This window comes from Bacillus sp. FSL K6-6540, from assembly GCF_038007545.1.
This window is the reverse complement of record NZ_JBBOXH010000001.1, coordinates 7,198,827-7,205,558: the sequence shown is the minus strand read 5'-3', so window position 1 is coordinate 7,205,558 and position 6,732 is coordinate 7,198,827. Positions and strand designations below refer to the sequence as shown.

General features: G+C 50.6%; 5 protein-coding genes. 1 reads left to right on the top strand and 4 read right to left on the bottom strand.

The genetic code is table 11. The features are described from left to right. Positions 1-730: 730 nt before the first annotated feature. Entirely contained in the window at positions 731-1,465 is a 735-nt protein-coding gene (locus tag MHH82_RS32450; protein WP_340969746.1) for a hypothetical protein, read from the top strand. A 180-nt stretch (positions 1,466-1,645) separates the two neighbouring features. Here the strand turns inward: MHH82_RS32450 and gntK are convergent, their stop codons facing one another. The 4 genes from gntK to gnd form a co-directional block, all read right to left on the bottom strand. Further along, entirely contained in the window at positions 1,646-3,175 is a 1,530-nt protein-coding gene (gene gntK, locus MHH82_RS32445) for a gluconokinase (protein ID WP_041622082.1), read from the bottom strand. A gap of 104 nt (positions 3,176-3,279) precedes the next feature. Then, the gene (locus MHH82_RS32440) at positions 3,280-4,641 is read right to left on the bottom strand and encodes a GntP family permease (RefSeq protein ID WP_213580878.1); all 1,362 of its coding nucleotides are present in this window, start codon (positions 4,639-4,641) and stop codon (positions 3,280-3,282) included. A gap of 164 nt (positions 4,642-4,805) precedes the next feature. Further along, entirely contained in the window at positions 4,806-5,483 is a 678-nt protein-coding gene (locus MHH82_RS32435) for a GntR family transcriptional regulator (RefSeq protein ID WP_340969742.1), read from the bottom strand. A gap of 151 nt (positions 5,484-5,634) precedes the next feature. Continuing rightward, the gene (gnd, locus tag MHH82_RS32430) at positions 5,635-6,534 is read right to left on the bottom strand and encodes a phosphogluconate dehydrogenase (NAD(+)-dependent, decarboxylating) (protein WP_340969739.1); all 900 of its coding nucleotides are present in this window, start codon (positions 6,532-6,534) and stop codon (positions 5,635-5,637) included. Between the last annotated feature and the right edge of the window lie 198 nt (positions 6,535-6,732).

Here is a 6,732-nt window from a genome sequence, read left to right as displayed (position 1 = left end):
AACTGTCACTCCTTTAAATCTTCCAAATGTGGCTAGAGCCATGTGTGGAATTGTCGAAAGAAAATGAATGATGTCTAATTATCCCCAGAACTAACTCCTGTGGAAACAAAAAAATATGGATAAATTGAAATTGTTCACAACTTTATCCACAGCCTGTTGATAATATTATAGCTTCATTCACATATTCACAACCAAAAGTAATATCATCATAGCAAAAGAAGGCCTTATTTTCAATGTATGTCGCTAATTTATCCACAAATTCAATACGTTGTGCATAATTATTATTCACACCACTATATATTGTTTATAATCTGTTCGGCATTCGACATCATTGGCCTCAAAGCGCGAAAAATTATTCACAGCTTGTCCGATTGGCAAGAAGAATTTTCTTCTCTCACCATCTGTTCATAACTTCTGGTTGAATGTTCTAGCAGCCGCACAATCGACCAAAGGTGAAAAATAGCTGTGGATAGTCATCCAAAGTCCTCAAACGTTATCTCCAAGTTTCCATTTGAGGGCTTTTTGTTGTGACTCAACTTATAATGACCCTCTAGTCGATTTCCGTTGATAGATTCAGAACGCTTATGGCGTCGAATGGTCGGCGACCGTTCAAGAATGACTCGGACCGCACCCGCGCAGAAGTTAAAAACATCTGAGTATAGGCTGTTCCATTGCAACCTTCTTTGCCAACGACCGTACTATAAGGAAAAATGGAGCGGGGGAACCACGAATGCGGGCCGAAGGGAAGGGCATGAGCTGGAGAAAAATAGGGGTGCTGCTTGCACTGGCCGCCCTATTGGTTCTGATCGCGGTATGGGCTCAGAGCTATTATTCGAAGAAAGTGTTCCATATGGAAGACATTAAGTACGCGAAATATGCCGATTCGGGAAACGGGACCGTCGAGTACAGAGGATCATTTGGCCGCGGGGAGCCAATCTATGTCCATGCCGATGAAGAGGGGAAAAGAGTTGAGATTGGCGGCGAAATATATGAAATACGGGCATATGGTAACGGATCGGGACATTCGGCGTCCTATGAAGTGATGTATCCTGACGGGAAAGTCTACCGCGTGGAACCGTTTGGAGACCGGAGCTTTCTTGCATACGACGAGAAGGGGGAGATGGTGATACCCGGCATGAGGTTCATGGACGGCAGCGGCCAAGTTTATCGATCCGATACGGATGAGCCCCGCTATTTCCCCACGGAGCTGGCCAAGGCTGCTGACGAGCGGTTTCATGACCCGAATGGCAGCATAGGATTCTTTTTGTTGGCGCTCGGGATAGGGATCATGAACTGGTGCTTCTTCAGATATGAGCCTTTCCAGCGGTTTATGTTTCATATTTCGCCATCAAATTGGATGTATGATAATCCGGAGCCCAGCGATTTCTACTTCTTTATGTGCAAGGCAGGGGGGATTTTCGGTATGGGATTCTCATTGTGGATATTTTTTGCTCATGCATTATGACAAAAAAAGCCCGTTTTCGTCATGGATCGGATCCAGCGAAAACGGGCTTTTCTTTAAGATATACGAATGTTTAGAACTTCGAAGCATCGCCTACCTGACTATTATCGAAGAAAACCACATCGGATGCCTGCTGTTTTCTGAGAAGGTACGTCGAACGGTGTTTTTCTTACTATAGTAAGCTTACGCGTTCTCGAATCGGCGCTGGAATTCGGTAATGGCCTCATAATCTTCCTCCAGCTTCCGGGAAATGCGTATAAAAATCGGCAGAAGCGCTTTATAAATATCGGCGCTTTCTTTCACGGGCTGGTGTTCATGGGTGCCGCCGACCATCGTCTCGACGATATCGAGCGACTCCACTCTGCCTGTGGCATACAGTCCAAGGACCACTGCGCCAAGGCAAGAGCTCTCGTAGCTTTCCGGCACGATCACCTGCTGGTCAAAAATATCCGCCATCATCTGACGCCAGATCGGTGAACGGGCGAAACCGCCTGTGGCATGAATTTTGGCCGGCCGGCCGATTTGTTCCTCCATCGCCAGCAGAACGGTATACATATTAAAGATCACGCCCTCCAGCACGGAGCGGATCATATGCTCTTTTTTATGATTGAGCGTTAAACCAAAGAACGAGCCGCGGGCATTCGGATCCCATAATGGCGCGCGTTCTCCCGTCAGGTACGGGTGAAATAGGAGTCCGTTCGAGCCGGGCGGAATACGGTCCGCGATTTTGGTCAGCACATCATAGGGATTGATGCCCAGACGCTTGGCTGTTTCGATCTCGGAGGCGGCAAATTCATCGCGAACCCAGCGGAAAATCATGCCCCCGTTATTGACCGCGCCGCCGATGACCCAATGCTTCTCCGTCAATGCATAGCAGAAAATACGTCCTTTCGGATCGGTCATCGGCTTGTCGACGACCGTACGGATGGCGCCGCTCGTACCGATCGTGGCTGCAACGACGCCCGGCTGGATGGCGTTCACGCCCAGGTTCGACAGAACTCCGTCGGCAGCGCCGAGCACGAACGGCGTGGAGACGGAGAGCCCCATGGCTGCGGCATACTCGCTTTTTAAGCCCTCCATGATATGTGTAGTAGGGACGATGGTCGACAAATGGTCCTCGGTGATGCCGGCAAGCTCCAGCGCCTGCGGATCCCATGCCAACGCCTCGAGGTTCATCATCCCGGTGCTGGAGGCAATGGAATGATCAACGACATATTGGCCGAACAGCTTGAAATAAACGTATTCTTTGATCGAAATGAATTTGGCTGCTTGCGAAAAGAGGGAGGGCAGCTCATGGCGCATCCACATCAGCTTGGTTACGGGTGACATGGGATGTATCGGAGTTCCGGTTCTAAGGTACAGCTCCATGCCGCCAAGTTCCTTTTTGAGCTTCGCCGACCAGGCTGCACTGCGGTTATCCGCCCAGGTAATGCAGCGGGTTAGCGGGGTGCCCTGGCTGTCCACGGCAATGACGCTGTGCATGGCTGCGCTAAAGGATACGAACAGCACTTGAGCCGGATCGATCCCGCTCTGCGTCATGACGCCTTGAACCGAGGCGATGACGGTTTGAAAGATTTGTTCCGGGTCTTGTTCGGCCGTAGAAGGAGTCGGTGTAAGCAGCGGATATTCGCCGCCGGCCTTGGCAACGACCTCACCGTTCTCCTTGAAAAGGACCGCTTTGGTGCTTGTAGTTCCGATATCGACGCCCATCATATAGTTATGTGTACTCAAGAGACCTACCTTCTTTCTACGTAAGGGCACCCGGCAGCTGCTTAAAAAACAGCGCTTCGGGAGCCCTCATGTGTCTTATTGCTTCATTATACAATTACATTCAGAACCAGAGCCAACACGAGCCCGGTTACGGACAGAATCGTTTCCAGCACGGTCCAGGATTTTAGCGTCTGGGCTACGGTCATATTAAAGAATTCTTTTACCATCCAGAAGCCTGCGTCGTTCACGTGGGACAGTACGATGGAGCCTGCTCCGGTAGCGAGCACCACTAGCTCCACATTGGCGCCCGGCGTCATCGCAAGCACGGGAGCAACGATTCCAGCGGCGGTTGTCATGGCTACGGTTGCAGAACCAGTTGCGATGCGAATGAGCGCCGCGACAAGCCATGCGAACAGAATCACGTTGATATTTGCGCCGGTTGCAATTTCGGCGATGGCATTGCCGACGCCGCTGTTGATCAGAACCTGCTTGAAAGCGCCGCCTGCACCGATGATCAGAATAATCGTAGCGATCGGAGCGAGACATTCGCTGGTGAAGCGGGAAAGATCATGTTTATTAAAGCCGCGGGCGAATCCAAGCGAGAAGAAGGAGAAGACCGCAGCAATGAGCAGGGCAATGATTTCATGACCGATAAATTTGCAGAACACGGAGATGAAGCTGGTGGACTCCGGATCGATAATATCGGCCGCGGATCCGATAAGCATCAGAATGACCGGCAGCAGGATCGTAAACAAGGTGATGCCGAAGCCTGGCAAGCCTCGTTCCGCTTTGCTTGAAAACTGCTCGGCCAGCTCTTCGGGCGGTTCGGTACGAATCCGTTTGCCGATAAATTTACCGAACACCGGACCGGCGAGTATCGCTGCAGGAATTCCGACCAGGAACGAATAGAGAATGGTCATGCCGAGGTCCGCATTATAAGCTTCAATGGCAATCATCGGGGCGGGATGCGGAGGCACCAGCCCGTGAACGGTGGACAATCCGGCCAAAATCGGAATGCCGATGTGCAGCAGGGACATTTTCGTTTTGCGTGCAACCGTGAACACAATAGGAATCAGCAGGATGACGCCAACCTCGAAGAACACGGGAATACCGACAATAAAGCCGACGATCATCATGGCCCAGTGGACGCGCTTCTCGCCGAAGCGGTCCACGAGGGTGGTGGCGATTTGCTCGGCGCCGCCGGATTCGGCCATCATTTTTCCTAGCATGGTACCAAGGGCGATAACGATCGCAATCGTTCCGAGCGTTCCGCCAAGACCGCCGGTTATCGAAGTAATCACATCCGCAGGCTGCATGCCCGTCAATAGACCGAGGATCAGTGCGGAGATCAGTAAGGTTACGAAAGGATTCCATTTATATTTGGAAATCAGCACGATCAGGAAGACGATCGTCAGCAGTGTCCAGATCATCAAAGTTGCGTTATGACTGAGACCGAATAGTGAATTCATATCTTGCTTCCTCCTATAGATTACCCATTTGAATTGGGAAATGGTTAGTATCATCGGGCTGTTCTGCGGTAGTATACCCAAAACAAAAGCGAATTCTATTGTATACTTGTCGACAACTTAGAGCGTACACATGTAATGTCAGTGCGGAGGAAGGGAGGATTATATTAACCCTCCGGAAAACTAAGATGAAGCGTCTGTCGGGAATCATCGAAGTAATGCTGAACCGCCGTTTGGATCCGAGCCGGATCCAGGGATTCCATCTCCGCGATAAGCCGAAGATGCTTGTCCATGACATAGCGAACCTTGGCGCCCCCGCCACCGAATACCTGCCGCGTCGTAATGAGCATCACCGTGATCACGATGGGGCGAATGCTCTTCCACAAATGAAGAATTCGTTTATGGTTCGCTTCCGTTATAATCCGTTCATGAAAAGCCAAATCCTGATAGGAAAACTCCACCGGATCCTGATGTTTGGCGGCAAGCTCCATCCGATCGACGATTTGCTTTAAATTCTGGATCAGTTCCGGCTGCGGATTCGCAAACACATGTCCTTGTACAAAGCTCTCGATAAGAAAACGGACATCGTATAATTCCTCGACTTCCTTGAGCGATAAGCCCATGACGACGGCTCCCATGCGCTCCAATTGAATCAACCCTTCGCTGGACAGCGTTTTCATCGCTTCCCGCACAGGGGATCGGCTCGTGCCGAATTCACCCGCGATCCGGTTCTCGGATAGGATTTCTCCGCGCTTGATGGTGCCGCTGATAATCTGCAATCTCAGTTCGCTGGCAATGGCCTCTCCGAGAGAGGCTCCCTGAAGCCACGTTGAGGGAAATTTCATAGCATAATTCTCCAATCCAGTACTGATTCTTGAAGTTCTCCAGTGATCATCATACCACAAGGAATGAAAGAGGGACCATGCCCAGCCTGGTCATAATGACAGCAGGGAACATGTCCTAAAGAAACAGCAGGGTGCATGAAGAGAATATATGTTATTCCGATTTCTCAACGGCATGGCCGCCGAATTCATTGCGAAGCGCCGCAACGACTTTGCCGTGGAACGTATCTTGATCAAGGGAGCGATAGCGCATGAACAGCGACATGGCGATGACCGGCGCGCTGGCTTGAACCTCGAGTGCCGTTTCCACCGTCCATTTGCCTTCGCCGGATGACTTCATCACGCCTTTAATGCCTTCGAGCTTCGGATCCTTGGAAAAAGCGTTTTGCGTCAGTTCCATGAGCCAGCTGCGAATGACGGAGCCGTTCGACCATACCCTCGCGACATCCTCATAGTTAAAATCAAACGCGCTCTTTTCCAACACTTCAAAACCTTCCGCAATGGACTGCATCATGCCGTATTCGATGCCGTTATGGACCATTTTCAGAAAATGGCCGCTGCCGCTTTCACCGGCATACAAGTAACCGTTCTCGACAGCCATATCCTTAAACAGGGGCTCGAGGCCGCTAAATATGTCGCGGTTGCCCCCAATCATGAAGCAGCCTCCATTATGCGCGCCTTCCATGCCGCCGGACGTGCCGGCATCGAAATAATGAATGCCCTGCTCCGCCAGGCGTGCTGCACGGGCGATGGAATCTTTATAATGCGAATTGCCGCCGTCAATCAAAATATCGCCGGACTCGAGCAGGGGCGTAAGCGATTCGATGACCGAATCCACAATCTTACCGGCCGGCACCATCATCCAAACGATGCGTGGTTTCTCCAGTTTAGCTACGAGCAACTCGGTGGATGCCGCAGCTTCCGCGCCGCACTCGGCGGCTTGAGCGACCAGTTCCGTATTTAAGTCGTAAGCTACGACCTGATGCTGATGGTGAATCAGATTCTGAACCAGGTTGAGGCCCATTTTCCCCAGACCGATCATGCCTATTTTCATAAAACAATGCAGCTCCTTCTTAGATGTATACTTGTATACAACTTAAATTCAATTTTTATACTACTCTTTTATGGCTCTGGTGTAAACATGGGGGATAAAGAGGACTGGAGGGCGTGATGTTGACCTAAAAGGGACCATCCACAACGTGTTCAAATAGGTTATCCCCATGTGGATAATTCAAAACTAGCAATAATGACT